Annotated in this window: 15 protein-coding genes and 1 pseudogene; 15 read left to right on the forward strand and 1 reads right to left on the reverse strand. The window is 52.7% G+C overall.

All coding sequences use genetic code 11. The annotated features are described in order from the left end of the window. The first annotated feature begins 334 nt into the window (after window positions 1-334). The 4 genes from tsaE to upp are packed head-to-tail and all read left to right on the forward strand — an operon-like array spanning window position 335 to window position 2,609. Window positions 335-793 carry a tRNA (adenosine(37)-N6)-threonylcarbamoyltransferase complex ATPase subunit type 1 TsaE gene (gene tsaE, locus IAG03_RS01895; RefSeq protein ID WP_249318001.1) on the forward strand — a complete coding sequence of 153 codons (459 nt, stop codon included), beginning with the start codon at window positions 335-337 and terminating at the stop codon, window positions 791-793. Next, window positions 790-1,482, forward strand: coding sequence for a tRNA (adenosine(37)-N6)-threonylcarbamoyltransferase complex dimerization subunit type 1 TsaB (gene tsaB / locus IAG03_RS01900; RefSeq protein ID WP_249318002.1), 693 nt, complete (start codon window positions 790-792; stop codon window positions 1,480-1,482). The genes tsaE and tsaB overlap by 4 nt, the downstream gene beginning before the upstream one ends. 15 nt (window positions 1,483-1,497) lie before the next feature. Then, on the forward strand, window positions 1,498-1,941 hold the full coding sequence (gene rpiB / locus IAG03_RS01905; RefSeq protein ID WP_283242930.1) for a ribose 5-phosphate isomerase B: 444 nt from the start codon (window positions 1,498-1,500) through the stop codon (window positions 1,939-1,941). Between the two features lie 35 nt (window positions 1,942-1,976). Then, a complete protein-coding gene (upp, locus tag IAG03_RS01910) occupies window positions 1,977-2,609 on the forward strand; it encodes a uracil phosphoribosyltransferase (protein ID WP_249318003.1) in 633 nt (210 codons plus the stop codon). 413 nt (window positions 2,610-3,022) lie between these two features. Here upp and IAG03_RS01915 read toward each other — a convergent pair whose 3' ends face one another. Continuing rightward, window positions 3,023-4,042: a zinc-dependent alcohol dehydrogenase gene (locus tag IAG03_RS01915; protein ID WP_249318005.1), complete on the reverse strand. Its 1,020-nt coding sequence runs from the start codon at window positions 4,040-4,042 to the stop codon at window positions 3,023-3,025. A gap of 340 nt (window positions 4,043-4,382) precedes the next feature. Between IAG03_RS01915 and IAG03_RS14335 the strand changes: the two genes are divergently transcribed. The 11 genes and pseudogenes from IAG03_RS14335 to IAG03_RS01970 all read left to right on the forward strand — a co-directional run bounded on the left by IAG03_RS14335 (window position 4,383) and on the right by IAG03_RS01970 (window position 17,162). Further along, window positions 4,383-5,258, forward strand: a complete 876-nt coding sequence (locus IAG03_RS14335; RefSeq protein WP_249318006.1) for a 2-oxo acid dehydrogenase subunit E2 — start codon at window positions 4,383-4,385, stop codon at window positions 5,256-5,258. After that, the gene (locus tag IAG03_RS01925) at window positions 5,251-6,966 is read left to right on the forward strand and encodes a class I adenylate-forming enzyme family protein (protein ID WP_249318007.1); all 1,716 of its coding nucleotides are present in this window, start codon (window positions 5,251-5,253) and stop codon (window positions 6,964-6,966) included. Before IAG03_RS14335 ends, IAG03_RS01925 begins: the two co-directional genes overlap by 8 nt. Window positions 6,967-7,283: 317 nt before the next feature. Then, window positions 7,284-7,958, forward strand: coding sequence for a response regulator transcription factor (locus IAG03_RS01930; protein WP_249318008.1), 675 nt, complete (start codon window positions 7,284-7,286; stop codon window positions 7,956-7,958). Further along, the gene (locus tag IAG03_RS01935) at window positions 7,951-8,931 is read left to right on the forward strand and encodes a sensor histidine kinase (protein WP_249318010.1); all 981 of its coding nucleotides are present in this window, start codon (window positions 7,951-7,953) and stop codon (window positions 8,929-8,931) included. Before IAG03_RS01930 ends, IAG03_RS01935 begins: the two co-directional genes overlap by 8 nt. Window positions 8,932-9,047: 116 nt before the next feature. After that, window positions 9,048-9,815, forward strand: a complete 768-nt coding sequence (locus IAG03_RS01940) for an ABC transporter ATP-binding protein (RefSeq protein ID WP_249318011.1) — start codon at window positions 9,048-9,050, stop codon at window positions 9,813-9,815. Continuing rightward, window positions 9,808-11,775, forward strand: coding sequence for an ABC transporter permease (locus IAG03_RS01945; protein ID WP_249318012.1), 1,968 nt, complete (start codon window positions 9,808-9,810; stop codon window positions 11,773-11,775). The genes IAG03_RS01940 and IAG03_RS01945 overlap by 8 nt, the downstream gene beginning before the upstream one ends. Before the next feature lie 81 nt (window positions 11,776-11,856). Further along, on the forward strand, window positions 11,857-13,068 hold the full coding sequence (locus IAG03_RS01950) for a DUF975 family protein (RefSeq protein ID WP_249318014.1): 1,212 nt from the start codon (window positions 11,857-11,859) through the stop codon (window positions 13,066-13,068). A gap of 235 nt (window positions 13,069-13,303) precedes the next feature. Then, a pseudogene (locus IAG03_RS01955) lies at window positions 13,304-13,402 on the forward strand (IS200/IS605 family transposase); the annotation flags it as partial. Between the two features lie 114 nt (window positions 13,403-13,516). Beyond that, window positions 13,517-14,125 (forward strand): TetR/AcrR family transcriptional regulator, encoded by a 609-nt coding sequence (locus tag IAG03_RS01960; protein ID WP_249318015.1) that lies wholly within the window; start codon window positions 13,517-13,519, stop codon window positions 14,123-14,125. 82 nt (window positions 14,126-14,207) lie between these two features. Beyond that, complete coding sequence (locus tag IAG03_RS01965; protein WP_249318016.1) at window positions 14,208-16,370, forward strand: ATP-binding cassette domain-containing protein; 2,163 nt, start codon at window positions 14,208-14,210, stop codon at window positions 16,368-16,370. A 216-nt stretch (window positions 16,371-16,586) separates the two neighbouring features. After that, on the forward strand, window positions 16,587-17,162 hold the full coding sequence (locus IAG03_RS01970; protein WP_249318017.1) for an MptD family putative ECF transporter S component: 576 nt from the start codon (window positions 16,587-16,589) through the stop codon (window positions 17,160-17,162). Window positions 17,163-17,171: the final 9 nt, after the last annotated feature.

The following is a 17,171-nucleotide window of genomic DNA, read 5'->3' on the forward strand; positions in this document are numbered from 1 at the left end:
TTGTTTATGTTGTCACGCGAGTGCTTTTTGACTACGAGGCCTAATATAGCATAATTTGGATCTAGTGTCAAGCAAATGCGATGAATTTTTTAAAAAGATTGTTTTTGAATTAACAGAGTTCATAAATTGAGTGCTTGGCGTGTATTGCTCTAAACTGCACAGCATGGAGGTTAATCCCTTGTGTAGCAATTTTTCTGTCACATGTGAGTTCGGTTTTCAGAATCTGTATAGGGTTCTGTAAAAAATCATTCTTTTTATGAAAAGGCTCTTTTCGCTGGCGCCGGTTTGTGGTAAAATAAAATATTAGACAGGAAGGAACAGGAGGCGCCGATGCGTGGCACAATGGATAACACATTCTCCGCAGGAAACAGAACAGCTTGGGAAACGAGTTGCCGCCCTGCTTTCAGGCGGAGAGGTTCTCGCGTTTTCCGGCGGAATGGGAATGGGAAAGACCGTTTTTACCCGCGGACTTGCGCGCGGACTGGGCGCTTCTTCAGCAGTGTCGAGCCCCACGTTTACGATTGTCCGGGAATATGCCGGACGGGTCCCGATCTATCATTTTGATATGTATCGGATCACGGGCTGGGACGATCTGTATTCCTGCGGCTTTTTTGATTATCTGGACGGGGACGGCGTTCTCGTGGTGGAATGGAGCGAAAACGTCGAAGACGCCTTGCCGGCGGAGACGATCCGAATCGCGGTTTCCCGCGGAGAAGCAGAAAACGACCGGGTTTTTGAAATCAGCGGGCTGCCGGGGCTTGACTCGCAAACAAAGGAGGAATCGGCACAATGAAAATTCTTGCGGTGGATTCTTCCGCAGTAACAGCGTCGGTTTGTCTTTCGGAAGACCGAAAAATTTGCGGGGAATTCTTTGTGAACACCCGGCAAAAACACAGCCGGACGCTGATGCCGATGCTTGAAAACCTCTTGCAGTGCACAGGCGTTTCGCTCGCAGAGATCGATTTGTTCGCAGTATCCGAAGGGCCGGGATCCTTTACCGGCGTGCGGATTGGCGTTTCCTGTGTCAAGGGACTTGCGATGCCGTTTGACAAGCCTTGCGTCGGGATTTCCTCACTAGAAGCCATGGCGCGGAATTTGACGGCGACGGAGGGGATCCTCTGCGCGGTAATGGATGCGCGCTGCGGACAGGTTTATAACGCGCTGTTTTCCTGTGAGGGCGGTGTGCTCCGGCGATTGACACCCGATCGCGCGATTGCCATGGAGGATCTTGCAGCGGAATGCAGTACCTATCAAAAACCGATTTATCTTGTCGGAGACGGAGCCGAACTATGCGCTGCCAAGGAACAGCGCTTTTCAGAGATCAAAGCCGCTTTGGTGCCGGAAGCAATTCGGTATCAGCGGGCGTCCGGTGTTGCAGCCGCAGCTTACGACGCGTTCTTGCGCGGGGAGGTCATCTCCGCGGACCGGCTTGCACCGGTTTATTTGCGTCCGCCGCAGGCACAACGTGCACGAAAATCATAACTCGGAGGGAATATCATGCTTGCATTGGGAGCTGACCACGGAGGGTTTCGTTTAAAAGAAGCGGTTAAGGCCTATCTCGATTCGGCCGGAATTGCCTATGAGGATTTCGGTACGGACAGTGAGGCGTCTGTTGACTATGCACCGTTTGCGGTTGCAGTCGCACGGGCGGTAACCTCCGGAAAAGCAGAAAAGGGGATCCTTTGCTGCGGAACCGGAATCGGGATTTCCATCGCGGCCAATAAAGTCAAGGGAATCCGGGCGGCAGTCTGTACAAATGCGTTTTGTGCAGAAATGACCAGACGCCACAATGATTCGAATATTCTCTGCATGGGCGGCCGGGTTATTTCAGAAGAGACCGCAGTGGAGCTTGCAAAAATATTTCTGGAAACACCGTTTGAGGGCGGACGCCATGCCCGCCGGATTGCGCAGATTGCAGAGATTGAAAACGGAGAACGATAACATTTAGAAATCAAAATAAAAGGAGAAGAACACACATGGACAGCAATGTATTTGTCATGGATCATCCGCTGATTCAGCACAAGCTGACGCATCTGCGGGACAAAAAAACCGGCTCGAAGGAGTTCCGGGAACTGGTCAGCGAGATCGCGACGCTGATGTGCTATGAGGCAACGCGCGACCTGCCGCTGGAGGATATTGAAATTGAGACACCGATGGGCAAGGCGGTTACCAAAGTGATTGCCGGACGGAAGCTTGCGTTTGTTCCGATCCTGCGCGCCGGCCTGGGTATGGTGGACGGCGTTTTGAATCTGGTGCCGGCTGCAAAAGTCGGTCATATCGGCCTTTACCGTGACGAGACGACCTTAAAGCCGGTCGAGTATTACAACAAACTGCCGAGCGATATTCCGGAACGCGACGTGATCGTCCTCGATCCGATGCTGGCAACCGGCGGTTCCGCAATTGATGCAATTACCATCATCAAGCGCAGCTGCCCGAAGAGCATCAAATTCATGTGCATCATCGCTGCGCCGGAAGGCATCGAGGCGCTGACTGCAGCACATCCGGATGTCCATGTGTACTGCGCTTCTGTGGACAGCCATCTCAATGATATTGGCTATATTGTTCCGGGCCTTGGCGATGCCGGCGACCGGATTTTTGGAACCAAATAATTGGGATATCGTTCCCGTACAGGTAAAGAACGCCCGGTCTGTGCGCGGTGCGCACGGACTTCTGGCTTTTAGCCTGCGATCATGCAGTGCAAAGAGCGTCTGTGGTACGAGTGAATCACAGACGCTCTTTTTTGCAGCCGTATTTTCCTAATGTTGCTGGCGAAAACGCCGCGCAACCGCAAAAAAACAAATGACCGGGGGAATCGCGCGCTGAATTGGCGTTTACAACGCGCACCGATGCGGATGTCGGAACACAGAGCAGGATGTCCGCCGTTTTGCGGAATTTGGCAAAACAAAACCGGCATGCTGCGCGAAAACAACCCTCCATCCCACAAATTCGTGCAGATGGAGGGGAACTGCTTCTCAGGCGCGCCATGCCGGTTTGAATAGAAATTTTTAAATAGGCGATGCGCTTAGACGGTCAGAATGACTTTCTGCGCTTCGTCTTTATTGTTCTCGATGTAATGATAGGCGTCGGAAATCTGATCGAGAGGGAACTCTCTCGTGATGAGCGCTTTGAGGTCTACTTTTTTGTTTGCAAGCAGCTCAATTGCAGTCACGTAATCCTCGTGCAGATACATGAGCGTGCCGATCAGGTTGTATTCGCGATCCTGAACGTTTGCCATGTTGATGTTGGCCAGGCCGCCGTATACGCCGACGATGACCATCGTGATCCCCTTGCGGCCGATGTCGAGCAGCTGATTGAGCGCGTTCGGGTTGGCGCTGCACTCAAAGACGACGTCTACGCCGTCTTCTCCGTAGGTGTTGCGGATGACTTCGGCAAGATCCTCTTTTGCGACATTGACGATATGATCCACGCCGCACGCCTTTGCCATGTTGAGCTTGAACTCAGAAACGTCAGAGACCATGACGCTGCCTGCGCCAAGCGCCTTCGCACTCTGGGCAACCACATTGCCGATGGTTCCGGCGCCGATGACCAGAACGTTCATGCCGGTGATATCGCCTACGCGGCGGACCGCGTGAACGCCGACGGCAAGCGGCTCAATGACGGTGCCGACGTCGTAATCGGCATCGTCCGGAATCTGATAGAGCAGGTCTGCATCGACGGCATAAAAATCAGAGCAGGCGCCCGCACACTGGCATCCGAGAACCTCAAGGCTCTTACAGATGTTGTAGCGGCCGGATTTGCACAGCGAGCAGGTTTTGCAGATTTTCTGCGGACGCATGACCACACGGTCGCCGATTTTGACGTTTTTAACGTCTGCGCCGATTTCTACAACATCGCCGCTGGCCTCGTGGCCGAGCGTGATGGGGCAGCTCATGAAGGGATGTTTTCCATAATATGCATGAATGTCGGAGCCGCAAATTCCAACGGCACGAACCTTAATCAGGGCCTGATTCGGGGCAATCTGCGGAACAGGAACTTCGCTGATTTCAAATGTTTTGGGCGCAACAAGTGTTGCCTGCTTCATAAGTAAGGCTCCTTTCCTCTTCCATAAGAGAGAAAAAATATGATAGGATTTTGGTGGAAAAGTCCCACCTTTTTGTATTATAGCATCCCAAAGTTTTGTGTCAATGCATTTTTTCGAAAACTTTCTGAATTTTTCGTTGAAAATCCCAGAAACTTCAGACTAGTTCCTTGACACATTTTGTCGGAACCGATATAATGAAAATCAACAGTTTTTGGCCTGAGTGACCGAAAATAAACAAAAACAGCTTCCTTTGACCGTGCGGAAAGTTTGCGGGCCTTTTTGCGCGGAGAATTTGTGTGCGCCGATGCGGAATCGGTGCAGAAAGTGAGGGGAACACAGGGTGGAGGAACCAAAACGCCGCTTCGGCGACCGGCGGGATGGCCGGCGGATTCGCGGGCTTGACCCGATGCATATTTTTATGCCGTATCTGCTGCCAAACCGGGCGGACTGCGAGGCGTTTATCAGCGAACAGATTGATCTGACAGAAATGATGCGGTATCTGGAGGAAAAGAACGCGGCGAATCCGGATGAGAAATATACATTTTTCCATGTGATTGCGGCAGCCATGGTGCGTACGCTTGCGCTGCGGCCCCGGATGAACCGGTTTATTGCAGGTCGCCGGATCTATGAGCGCGACCGGATCAGCGTCGCCTTTGTTGCCAAAAAGAAATTCAGCGACGACGGACACGAATCGCTGATTTTCCTGGATTTTGGAAAGGATGCCACGCTCGAAACGGTTCATAACCGAATCCTGGAAGAGGTTGGAGGCGCCCGGCGTGGAAAAGTCGACAATTCCACCAATTTTATGGGCATCCTCGGCAAGCTGCCGCGTTTTCTGCTGCGGTTTGTCATGTGGCTGTTGCGGACTCTGGACTTTTACGGCAAGGCGCCGTACTTCCTGATTAAGGAAGATCCGGATTTTGCCAGTGTGTTCATTTCCAATCTTGGCAGCATTAAGCTCAATGCTGCGTATCATCATCTGAACAACTGGGGCACCAATTCTGTGTTCGTGGTGATTGGAGAGCGGCACAAAGCGCCGGTCTATGATGAAACCGGACATGCGCAGATCCGGGATGTGCTGGATATCGGCATTACGCTTGACGAGCGGATTGCGGACGGATATTATTATGCGAAAACGATCAAATTATTAAAGCGCCTGCTGCAGGACCCAAGCCTGCTGGAAAGGCCGGTAGAGGAGTTGTCAGCAGATGAATAAGCAAGCGCCATGGCTAAAGTATTATCACGGTGTCCCCCATACCATTGATTACCCGGATGTTTCCATGTCGGCGCTGGTTGCGCGCGCAGCGGAGCAGTATCCCGACAATGCGGCGTATACCTTTATGGGGAGAACGACCAATTATACGCAGATGATGCAGGAAATTCATGCGTGCGCCAAAGCGTTCCAGGCGATCGGTATCCGCCGCGGGGATCGCGTCACGATCTGCATGCCGAACCTTCCGCAGACCGTCGTGAGTTTTTACGCGCTCAATCAGATCGGCGCGATTGCCAATATGATCCATCCGCTTTCCAGCGAAGGGGAAATTGCATTTTTCCTGCGGGAATCCGACAGTGTTGCCGCGGTGATCCTCGATCAATTCTACGATAAATTTGCGCCGCTTCTCGGAACAGGCCGGTTCCGGCAGATGGTGGTCGCGAACGTCGGCGATGCGCTTGGAACCATCAAAAAGATCGGCTATCGGATCCTGCAGCGGAAGAATTCCGGTTCGGTTGTCTACAGCGACCGCGTCCTATCCTGGAAAAAATTTCTTTCCGGAGGCGGAAATGCATCCGGTGGCTGCGAAGAGCCGCTTCGCGGAAAAGATCCGGCCGCAATTCTCTACAGCGGCGGGACAACCGGGACGACCAAGGGAATTCTCCTCTCGAACCTCAATTTTAACGCACTTGCGCTGCAGACCGGCGCAATGGCGCACTGCCTGATTCCGGGCAATTCCATGCTGGCTGTCATGCCAATGTTCCACGGTTTTGGACTGGGCGTCTGCATCCATCTGATGCTGACCGGCGGATGCCGCTGTATTCTGGTTCCGCGCTTCAACGCGAAAAGCTACGCGGAGCTGCTGCGTACCCAGAAACCGAACTACATTGCCGGTGTTCCGACGCTTTACGAGGCCATCCTGCATAATCCCGACATGGAAGGCGTCGATTTGAGCTGCCTGTTCGGCGTTTTTTCCGGCGGAGATTCGCTTTCCATTGAGCTGAAAAAGAATTTTGACCGTTTTCTGAAAGAGCACAATGCTTCTGTGCAGATCCGCGAAGGCTACGGCACGACAGAGTGCGTAACGGCAAGCTGTCTGACGCCGTACGATACGTCGCGGGTTGGCAGCATCGGACTGCCGTTCCCGGATACCTTCTATCAGATTGTAGAACCCGGTACAACCGAAGAGGTCCCGTTCGGTGAGGAAGGCGAAATTTGCATCAGCGGTCCATCGGTGATGATGGAATATATCAATCAGCCGAAAGAAACGGCAGATACGCTGCGGATTCATGCGGACGGCAAACGCTGGCTGCACACCGGAGACCTCGGCGTCATCGATGAGGACGGATTTGTCTACTATAAGCAGCGGATCAAACGGATGATTATATCTTCCGGATATTCGATTTATCCTTCCCAGCTGGAGAGCATTATCGACGGATGCCCGCTTGTACAGGCGAGCTGTGTGATCGGGGTTCCGGATCCGTACAAGATGCAGAAGGTCAAGGCGTTCGTGATTTTGGAAAAGGGCATTTTGCCGACGGATGCAATTCGAGAAGAAATTTTGGCCTATTGCCGGAAGAATATCGCAAAATATTCCATGCCGTATGAAATTGAGTTCCGGGAAGAATTTCCTAAAACGCGTGTCGGAAAAATTGCCTATACGGTTCTCGAGGCAGAAGAGGCAGACCGGCTGCGCCTGAAAGCAGAATAATCGCAACCTGCATCCCTTATGCGCTGTTTTCCGGGGCCCCGGCGGACAGCGTGTTTTGCTGTACTGAAATTTCAGCAAAGCCGCCGCATGCTGGCCGCCGGCACTTTTCACAGATCTGCTTTTGTGATAGAATGATGGTAAATTTCCGGCGGGGATTTTGTAAAAATGGCGTCTGCCGAATAGAGACCGCCGAATGAAACGGTTTGGCGGTTCACCCGAAAACGGAAGGAATTCGGTTGCCGGAAAATTCGCGTGAAATCCGCAAGCCGGCGCCATTTCAAAAATACCAATCCGCAAGCAAAGAGAGGAACAGCAGGATGTATCGGATTTTGATCGTGGAGGATGACCGCACCATTGCACAGCTGCTTGCCGAATATCTGCAGCGTTGGGGCTTTGACGCGGAATACGCAGAGGATTTTTCCGATGTGACCGGGACGTTTTTAACGTTCCAGCCGCACCTTGTGCTGCTCGATATTTCTTTGCCGTTTTACGACGGATATTATTGGTGTGCTGAAATTCGGAAACGCTCCAAAGTTCCGGTTTTGTTCCTTTCTTCCCGTACGGAAAATATGGATATCGTGATGGCGATGAACATGGGCGGAGACGACTATATTGTCAAGCCGTTTTCCATGGAGGTCGTCGTGGCAAAAATTCATGCCCTGCTCCGGCGTGCATACAGCTACCAGGGGGAAACGACCGTCCTGACGGCGCAGGGTGCGGTGCTGGAGCTCGGCGCCGGTGTTTTGAACGTTGGCGGGGCGCAGATCGAACTGACGAAAAATGAGCTGAAAATTTTGCGGATACTGATGGAACATAAAAACAGTGTGGTGACACGGGAAGAGATTATGCAGAATCTCTGGGACAGTGAAAGTTTCGTTGACGACAACACGCTGACTGTCAACATCAACCGGCTGCGGAAGAAGCTCAGCAAAGCGGGCCTGCACGACTTTATCGCGACCAAAAAGGGAGTGGGGTATTGGATCCATGATTAAAGAATACATCCGATATCGGCGGGCTGTTTTTTGTTTTTATCTGTTTGCGGCCGCGGCGGTATCGCTCATTTGTTTTGCTTATGCTGCCAAGGCGGAGCTGACCCTCTATCTTCTGGGGGTGCTGACCTATGGAATGCTGGTATTTGCGTTTGTGGATGGTATGCGGTTTCGCCGGAAATGCAGGCGCCTTACGGAAATTTGCCGCAGCCTTACGGAATACAGGCCGGAACTGCCGCAAGCGTCTAATCAGATCGAACAGCTTTACGGCGCGATCGTCGAGCAGCTCTACCAGATGCTGCTCGAAAACACGAACGCACTCAAGCAGGTGCATTTTGAACAGCTGGAATATTATACCCGCTGGCTGCATCAGATCAAAACGCCGATTGCGGCGATCCGGCTGCGCCTGCAGGGGGAAACGCACCGTGACCCGGTGCTGGAACAGGAACTGTTTAAAATGGAACAGTATGTTGAAATGGCGCTGCAATATGCGAAAATGGGGGACTTTTCCAGCGATCTGGTGATCCGCGATTATCCGTTGCGGGACATCATCAACAGCTGTGTCAAAAAATATTCCGTGCTGTTTATTTACAAGAAGCTGGCGGTTTCCATCACGGATCCGGGTGTGGTGGTGTCGACCGACAGCAAATGGCTTGCCTTTATCATTGAGCAGCTGCTTTCCAATGCCGTTAAATATACCCCGCGCGGGACAATCCGGATTTTTGCAGCCGAAAACACCCTTACGGTTGCCGATGAGGGAATCGGCATCCGTGCAGAGGATACGGCGCGAATATTTGAAAAGGGCTTTACAGGATACAACGGCCGGCAGGACCGCCGGGCAAGCGGCATCGGTCTCTATATGGCAAAAAAAGCTGCGGATCGGCTTTCCATCCGGATTTCTGCAGATTCCCAGGTCGGCAAAGGCACGCGGGTCACGCTTCGGTTTCCGGAGCGCAAGCAGGAATCCGACCTGTAAACGGCAATCTTACAAAACTGTAAGACTAGGGCAGGAAAATGTAAGGAAAAGCGATGGCAGAGGTTCGGCGGATCCGGTACAATAAAGACATGCTCAGCAAAATGGAGGAATCTATCATGGAATTATTACAGGTGCAGCATGTCAGAAAGGTGTATAATACCCGCCTGGGCGGGCAGCAGTGCACCGCGCTTTCCGATATCAGCTTTTCTGTCTCGGACCGGGAATACGTTGCCATTATGGGCGCGTCCGGTTCGGGAAAGACCACGCTGCTCAATATGATCGCGTCGCTGGATAAACCGACTGCCGGAGAGATCTTTTTGGACGGCAGAAACTTTAAAACAATCAAAGACCGGGAATTCTCCGCGTTTCGGCGCGATAACCTCGGCTTTGTCTTTCAGGATTTCAACCTGTTGGATACCTTTACGCTCAAGGATAATATCCTGTTGCCGCTGGTGCTTTCGGGTACGAAGCTGGAGCAGATGGAAGCACGCCTGCGTCCCATTGCGGAACAGCTCGGCCTGACTGCGCTGCTGCAGAAATTCCCCTATGAGGTGTCCGGCGGAGAAAAGCAGCGCGCTGCAGTAGCGCGTGCGGTCATTACAAATCCGAAGCTTCTGCTTGCCGACGAACCGACCGGCGCGCTCGATTCCAAAAGCTCTACGAAGCTGCTTTCCATCTTTTCGGAGCTCAATCATTCCGGGCAGACGATCCTGATGGTGACCCACAGCGCGATGGCGGCAAGCTATGCGTCCCGCGTGCTGTTTATCAAGGACGGAGAATTGTTCAGCCAGGTGTACCGCGGAGACAGCACACGCCGGGAATTCTTTGATAAAATTGTCTCGATGCTTTCTGTGCTTTCAGACGGGGGTGCAGACATTGGCTAAGTGTTTTTATCTTCGTCTGGCGGCTTCCAATTTGAAACGCAACAGGCGGCTGTATGTTCCGTATCTGATTGCGTCTGTGATTATGTCGGCAATGTATTTTATCATTACCAATCTGGTTGCGTCGAAAAGTATTGCAAATTTGAGCAACGGCATGACCACACAGACCATTCTGGCAGTGGGACTTGCGGTTATGAGTCTGTTTACTGTGGGATATATGCTCTATATCAACAGCTTTCTGATCAAGCGCCGGAAAAAGGAATTCGGTCTTTATGGTGTGTTGGGGCTTGAAAAGCGCCATGTCGGAAGAGTGATTTTCTGGGAGAACCTGATGCTCAGCGCAACTTCGCTTGTGCTTGGAATCGCGAACGGATGCGTATTCGGTCGGCTGATTTTCAGACTTCTGATGCTGGTGCTCGATACCGCACAGGGCAGTGCCTATGCCCTTGCACCGCGGGCATTTTTTTCGACAGCCGGAATGTTTGCCATTCTGTTTTTATTGACCACGCTTTATAACCTGTTTCAAGTGCGTCTTTCCAGCCCGATCAATCTGCTGAAGGGCGAAAAACGCGGAGAGAAGAAACTGCGCGGGGTGTTGCCGCTGTCGATCCTGGGACTTCTGCTGCTTGGGTTGGCATATGGGGCGTCGATCGTCGTGGCCGATCCGGTGTTTGTGTTTTTGCTGTTTTGGCCGGCGGTTATCCTTGTCATTCTGGCAACCTGGCTTTTGTTTACAGCAGGCAGTGCAGTGGTTCTCCGCGGCCTGCAGAAAAAGAAGCGGTTTTACTATCAGCCACAGAATTTTATTGCGGTTTCCGGGCTTTTGCACCGGATGAGACAAAACGCCGCAGGGCTTGCCAACATCTGCATTCTGTCCACGATGGTGATGTTCACGGTTGCGGCGTGCACCTCGCTCTTTTTGGGACAGGAGGACATCCTGAAACGGCAGAATCCGGACGATTTTGTCCTGCGTTATGAGGCGGAACAAAGTGACGAGATGATGCAGCGGGTGGCGGACGCGCTTCCGGCGCTTGCAGAGCAGAATCATGTAAAAATTACCGAAGAAAAGCGCTATCATGCGATATCCTTCCATCGCCTTGTGAATTTCGACGGCGTGAATGAGGCGCTCGGTGTGCGGATTGTACCGCTTGCAGACCTGAACCGCCTGGAGGGCACGAACCGAACCTTAAACGATGGGGAAGTGCTGCTTGTCGCCGAATTTTCCGGGGAGAATCTTTCGTACCTTGAAACCCAGCTGCTGCAGGAGGTTTCGATCCAGGCCGTTTTGCCGGGCACCGCTTTGACGAACGGGAAAAACGGACAGGATTCAGACGCGGTTTATCTGATTGTAAAAGATGAGGCGGCCGGGATTGCGCTTGCACAGGATGTGTTTTCTGTGGAAGGAAACTACGTGTCGGTGATGTGCCTGAATACAGAAGCCGCGAACGAGGACGGCCTTGCGTTTAGCGACGCACTTGACCAGAAAATGATTCAGGAAGTCAAAAATGTGCAGACAGATGGTATTGTTACGAGTTTCAGCTCCATTTACTGCAGCCGGATCGAGGGCTATGCACTTTACGGCGGGCTGGTGTTCCTCGGGGCATTCTTTGCGATTCTCTTCTTGACCAATACCGTTTTGATTATTTACTTTAAACAGGTTTCAGAGGGAATGGAGGACTGCGAACGCTTTGCCATCCTCCAGAAGGTCGGTATGGACGACCGCGAGGTCCGCGCGACGATCAACCGTCAGATTCTCATCGTCTTTTTCCTGCCGCTCGGGATGGCGCTGCTGCACATGCTGGCGGTTACGCCGATGGTCATTCATATGCTGCAGGCGTTCATGCTGACGAATACCGGTGTGACGCTCGTCTGTTTGGGCATTACCTGCACAGTATTTGCCGCAGTATATGCGGTTGTATACCGAATTACAGCCAAAACGTATTACAATATTGTGAAAAAGTAAGGAAAAGCTTTTCAAACAGACACTGGTGTGGTATGATAAAACCAACATTTTTTTGCGATTTTATCATGCGGAGGTATTTTTATGCGATACTATGCGGCAGATTACCGAAAATACGCGCGGAATGCGCTTACGGGTAATTGGGGAACCGCGCTCGGTGTGGCGTTGGTTGCGGCGTTGCTGGGCGGCGGTGATGGAATTTCCCTGCCGTCGCCGTCGGTTCAGTTTAAGTTCTCGCCTTCGGATTTTGGATCCGGGCAGGGAAGTCCAGAATATAGCTTAGGATATGAGCTGGGGCGTTATTTCGGCGAGTTTTTCCGCAGTCCGGTCTTTTGGGTCTTTCTGTCCATCGCGGCGGTCATTTCCCTGGTGTACCTGCTGATCGGCGGTGCAGTTGAGCTTGGACTTTGTCTCTATAACACGAAGCTGATCCGCGGAGAACGCCCGCAGTTTTCGGTGCTGTTTTCCCGGTTCCAGATTTTTGGAAAAGCACTCGGTCTCTACCTGCTGACAGGCCTCTTCGTCTTTTTGTGGTCGCTGCTGTTTATCGTTCCGGGGATCATTGCATCATACCGGTATGCGATGGCGCCGTATCTTCTGGCGGAATATCCGGAGATGGGCGTGATGGAAGCCATTACGCGTTCCAAAGAGATGATGTCCGGTTATAAGGGCCGTCTGTTTTGCCTGAACCTGAGCTTTATCGGGTGGTCGCTGCTCTGCGCGTTTACTTTCGGCATCGGGTATTTGTGGCTGAACCCCTATATGCGCGCAGCTGAAGCCGCTTTCTATTACGAGCGGATGTATGGATTCCCGGCGCCGCCGGAGAGCGGTTATCCGGGGCAGCCGCAGTATTATCAGCCATATCCGCCGCAGTACGGCCAGCCGGGCGCATATCCGCCGCCGTATGGAACCGGTACGCCGCAGGCAGGCCAGCCGTATGGAACCGGTACGCCGCAGGCAGGCCAGCCGTATCAGGCGTATCCGCCGCAATACGGACAGCCGGGCGCATACCCACCGCCGTATGGAACGGGCGCACCGCAGGCAGGTCAGCCGTATCAGCCATATCCGCCGCAGTACGGACAGCCGGGCGCATATCCGTCGCCGTATGGAACCGGCACGCCGCCGCAGGCCGGCCAGTCAGATCAGACGGATCCGCAGTCCTGCCCGCCGCAGAACAACCAGACTGGTTCGCCGGCCGAACAGGCGCCGGATACGGAGCAGCCGGTGAATCCGGAAAAGACGACAGAGCCGGCGCAGCCAGAGGCGCAGGAGCTGCCGCACGAATCTGAAGAATAACCACAATTTTTCCGTCCTGGACCGTTTCGGTGCAGGACGAATTTTTTGTTGTCTTTAGACGTGGAAAAAAACCTCGGTACTACTGAGGGAAGAAAAAAGAGCGGAGCGACAAAAAACAAGGCGAGCTTGGTGCGAGCGGAAAGACTTTGAAAAAAGAAGAACCTCTTGTAAAAAAGTAGTGGTTTGGCGACCGCATTACTAAAAAACAGGAGGTTTTTCAAAAGTAAGAAATGAGATAAAAAGCACAGCCCACAGCAAATATAGGTGTCAGTACATATAGTTTTTGCTCCAAAGTATAGGAGAAAAGAAATATATGGTAAGCTGAGACGAGATTTGTCAAGGAGTGTTTTTGCGAAGCAATCGCAATACGCATTGACAAGTTGCAAGACTGACGCTATAATAATGTTGTTATCAATAATGCCGTTATTGCGAAATATGAGGTGAAGACATGGCAAATAGAGATCACTCCCTGGATGACGGAATCGTTCAGGCTGCATACTCGGAGTTTCTTACTCACGGCTTTCAGAAAGCCTCGCTTCACAAGATTGCGGAAAAAGCCGGTGTCACAACGGGGGCGATCTACACAAGATACAAAAACAAAGACACACTCTTTGTAAGCCTTTTACAGGATTTTTTTGCGGTGATGGATGAGGCGTTTTCCCCGGCGGTGGAGGAGTACGCCCAAGCGAAGGAAAGCGGTCGGGCGGAGGATATCATTTGTGCTATCCGCACCGAGGAGAAGGTCTATTTTCGTCTTCTGACCGAGCACTATGACGACTGCACTTTATTTTTCTGCCGCAGCGATGGCAGCTCTGTAGAAGAAATGCTCAAGGAACTTATGAATCGTAAAACAAATGAAACTGTTAAATTCTTCTCCGATGTCTACGCCAAAGTGCCCAACGAGGATGCGATTCGCCTGCTGATGGGTTCTCAATTTTGGTATTTCAGGCAGCTGCTCAATGAGCACCTGGACGAGAAGGAAATGTTCGCCTGCCTTCGGTCGATTTTGGACTTCTTCAATGCCGGCTGGCGGCAGTTATGTGACAGCCTGAATTAAATTGGCAAAGGAAATGGGCGGTGCGGACGCCCATTTCTTACGGACGTCAGTTAGAGATGGCTAACCAGGAGAAGAGTTTACGATGATAGATTTTGAATTTGAATTTCAATATGCAGAAGAAAAACATCCTGCTTTGCAAAAGCTCGGCGGCAGCATCCCGGCGGGACGCTGTGTAGTGCTTTGCGGAGGCAGCGGATGCGGAAAATCCACGCTGCTGCGGTGCATCAACGGACTGATACCGCAGTTTTACGAGGGAGAGCTGAAGGGCTTTTGCCGCCTGAACGGGCAGGACACCGCTGGGATGCGTATCGGCGAGATCGGCGAGCTGGCCGCCTCGGTTTTTCAGGATCCGCGAAGTCAGTTTTTTACCGTGAACAGCTCAAGCGAGGTTGCTTTTGGACTTGAAAACCATGGCTTGCCGCAAGAGAAAATACGGCAGAAAGTGGACGAGGCGTTCCGTGTGTTTCATCTGGAGCGGCTGAAGGACCGCAACGTCTACGAGCTGTCCAGCGGTGAGCGGCAGCTGATCTCCATCCTCTCGGCATGGGCGATGGATACGGATATTTTCCTGCTGGATGAGCCGACGGCCAACCTCGACTTTGCAGCCACGCAGCAGTTAAAAGAGATTCTGCTGGCGCTGAAAAGGCAGGGCAAAACGCTGCTGCTCAGTGAGCACCGGCTCTATTATCTTACGGATATTGCCGATGAATATTGGGTCATGGTAGACGGCGAGATCAAAGGAAAATACACTGCCGCAGAGGCAAAGGCGTTCTCGGCGGAGCAGAGACAAACACTTTCTCTGCGCACGCTCGACCTTACGGAGATCGCTGTGCCGAAGAAAGAGCCGCTGCCGAAAACCGCGCCGACGGCACTTGCCGTCTCAGATGTCCGCTATACATACGGCTGGAAGGCCGGAGATACCCTCTCCAGTGTCAGTTTTTCCGTCCGTGAGCATGAGATCATCGGCCTTGTGGGCGCAAACGGCTGCGGTAAAACGACCATCGGCAAGCTGATTGCAGGGCTTTACCGCCCCTCCGGCGGCAGGATAATGCTTTTCGGAAAGCCGCAAAATCCAAAGCAGCTGCAAAAGCAAGTGCTGTTCATCCTTCAGGAGGCGGAGTTCCAGTTCTTCACAGGCTCCGTCCTGCACGAACTGCAATACGGCCATGCGGTGACACCGGAGTTTGAAGCAAAAACGGAAGCGCTGCTGAAAAGTATGGATCTATGGGACTGCCGCGACCGGCATCCCTTTTCCCTCTCCGGCGGGCAGATGCAGCGTCTGACGCTGATGATGGCGTATTTATCCGACAAGCCAATCGTCATACTGGATGAGCCAACGGCAGGGCAGGATGCGGAAAGTCTGGAGCGGTGCGCGGAACTGATCCGGGAGATGCGGAAGGAAAAGACTGTTCTCATCATCACCCACGACCCTGAGCTAATTGCAGGTGCGTGTGACCGCTGCATTGGGCTGTCGGATGGGCATGCAGAAATAGAATTACCCGTTCATTCGGAACGAGATTTGCAAGCAGCCCAGCGATATATGGAGGGCTTTCATCCTTCCGATGCTCCGGCGAAAAAACAGCATAAAGAACGATTCCACCCGGCAACGAAGTTGCTTTACTGGCTGGCCCTGCTGGTCGTGATCTCCACATCCAACAACCACTTGGTTTATGCCGTATATACGGCACTGATCCTGCTGACCGCAGCGGACGGCTGGTTCGGAACGGCGCTGGCAGGCGGGATGAGCTTTGGGGTCCTGTGGACGGCAAACGTCCTGCTGCCGGGCACGGTGTTTTCCTTTATGTTCGTGCTGTTCCCGCGCATCATCGCCGTCGGTATTTCCATGCGGACGCTGATTGGACGAAATGAGGCCAGCCGCACCTTGGCGGCGCTGCGTAATCTGCACCTGCCGGAGCGGCTGATCATGATTGTCGCGGTGATCTTCCGCTTTTTCCCGGTGCTGTCCGGGGATATGAAGCTGCTGCGGCAATCCATCCGCACCCGGAGCGCGTTCACAGCGCCGCTTCAGAAGCTGCGGGCGCTGCCGTCCTATATCGAAATACTGACCGTGCCGATGGCTTTGCGCGTTATCCGCATCGCCGAGACGCTGTCCGCCTCCGCCGAAACACGGGGCATTGACTTAACCCGCCGCAAGAGCAACTATCTGTTGCTCCGGTTCTCTGCGTGGGATGCTGTGTTCTGCGTCCTGCTGGCAGCATCGGTCGCCGCCGGCCTTATCCTGTGATCGCCGTCCTTTGGGTAACCGCTGGTCCAGTCGTCTGCGGTTATCAACGGATTTTTTGTCCCAACTGTGCAGTTTGAAAAACTTGAAATACAAAGAGTATTCCTACGTTTTCAAACTTTCATTTGTGCCAAAATCTCTCGCCGATAACTTTTGCCGATTGAACCATCGGTTACCCGCGACGTTCAACCATATTTCATTCAAAAAGGAGTCTTTACCATGAGTACTGCAAACCCCAATAAACTGAAAGTCAAGGACATCATCACCGTTGTCCTGCTGGCCCTTATCAATGTGGTCATTTTCTTCGCCAGCTCCGTCCTGTACGCAACGCCCATTACCATCATTCTGATGCCGGTATTTTTCGCCCTGCTGGAGGGCATCGTCTACTTCATCATCGGCACGAAGGTGAAAAAGCCCGGTGCGATCCTGATTTACAGTATCGTCCGTGCCATTATGGGCGGATATCTGCCGTACATCATCCTCTTTGTTCTCTCCGGTGTCATTGCCGAGCTGCTGCTACGGAAGATGGGCTACGGCAATGCGAAGGCTCTGACCGTCAGCTATGTCATCAATCAGGTGCTGGCCGCATTCGGCAGCACTATCATTCCCTACGCGATTGCTGCGAAAGCGATGGCAGATCATATGGTCACCGATGGCCGTCAGGACGCCATCCTTGCCGCGTCCCAGATGCTGCAGTCCTGGGTATCCGTGGCGCTGGTGGCCGGTGTGATCGTGGCGGCCTTTATCGGCGCAATGATCGGCAAGCGGATCGTGAAAAAGCATCTTGCTGCGTAATGCAGTCGA

This window comes from Yeguia hominis, from assembly GCF_014384705.1.
GTDB lineage: Bacteria > Bacillota > Clostridia > Oscillospirales > Acutalibacteraceae > Yeguia > Yeguia hominis.

Excerpts from the sequence above, each read along its gene's own strand:
- tsaB (WP_249318002.1), top strand. The coding sequence starts at position 790 with ATGAAAATTCTTGCGGTGGATTCTTCCGCAGTAACAGCGTCGGTTTGT.
- rpiB (WP_283242930.1), top strand. The coding sequence starts at position 1,498 with ATGCTTGCATTGGGAGCTGACCACGGAGGGTTTCGTTTAAAAGAAGCG.
- upp (WP_249318003.1), top strand. The coding sequence starts at position 1,977 with ATGGACAGCAATGTATTTGTCATGGATCATCCGCTGATTCAGCACAAG.
- IAG03_RS01915 (WP_249318005.1), bottom strand. The coding sequence starts at position 4,042 with ATGAAGCAGGCAACACTTGTTGCGCCCAAAACATTTGAAATCAGCGAA.
- IAG03_RS01925 (WP_249318007.1), top strand. The coding sequence starts at position 5,251 with ATGAATAAGCAAGCGCCATGGCTAAAGTATTATCACGGTGTCCCCCAT.
- IAG03_RS01930 (WP_249318008.1), top strand. The coding sequence starts at position 7,284 with ATGTATCGGATTTTGATCGTGGAGGATGACCGCACCATTGCACAGCTG.
- IAG03_RS01935 (WP_249318010.1), top strand. The coding sequence starts at position 7,951 with ATGATTAAAGAATACATCCGATATCGGCGGGCTGTTTTTTGTTTTTAT.
- IAG03_RS01940 (WP_249318011.1), top strand. The coding sequence starts at position 9,048 with ATGGAATTATTACAGGTGCAGCATGTCAGAAAGGTGTATAATACCCGC.
- IAG03_RS01950 (WP_249318014.1), top strand. The coding sequence starts at position 11,857 with ATGCGATACTATGCGGCAGATTACCGAAAATACGCGCGGAATGCGCTT.
- IAG03_RS01960 (WP_249318015.1), top strand. The coding sequence starts at position 13,517 with ATGGCAAATAGAGATCACTCCCTGGATGACGGAATCGTTCAGGCTGCA.
- IAG03_RS01965 (WP_249318016.1), top strand. The coding sequence starts at position 14,208 with ATGATAGATTTTGAATTTGAATTTCAATATGCAGAAGAAAAACATCCT.
- IAG03_RS01970 (WP_249318017.1), top strand. The coding sequence starts at position 16,587 with ATGAGTACTGCAAACCCCAATAAACTGAAAGTCAAGGACATCATCACC.